At 44.3% G+C, this 386-nt stretch carries 1 protein-coding gene; it reads right to left on the reverse strand.

Annotated elements, in window-relative coordinates; all coding sequences use genetic code 11:
- The coding region (locus tag NE664_15565; GenBank protein ID MCQ4728051.1) for a 2-isopropylmalate synthase at window positions 1-386 on the reverse strand (386 nt) is incomplete at both ends.

Genomic DNA, 386 nt, shown 5'->3' on the forward strand with positions numbered 1-386 from the left:
CTCTTGTGGAATACCACATCCCTCTGCAGAGTGGAGGTGGAGTTATAAATATGTACAATCGCCTTCTTAATTCCCTGAATAGCCTCAAATGTTCTCTTAATCAGATGCTCACGGCACTGAACCAGAACCTGAACTACCACATCATCAGGAATCAGTTTCCTTTCTACGAGCTGTCTTAAGAAATCAAATTCAATCTGAGAAGCAGCCGGAAATCCGATCTCGATCTCCTTAAAGCCAAGCTTCACAAGAAGGTTGAACATCTCAATCTTCTCTTCCACGACCATGGGCTCAATGAGCGCCTGGTTTCCATCTCTTAAGTCAACACTGCACCATACCGGCGCTTTTTCAATCTCTTTGTTCGGCCATTGTCTCTCCGGATAATTGAT

Source organism: Anaerotignum faecicola, assembly GCA_024460105.1.
Classification (GTDB): domain Bacteria; phylum Bacillota; class Clostridia; order Lachnospirales; family Anaerotignaceae; genus JANFXS01.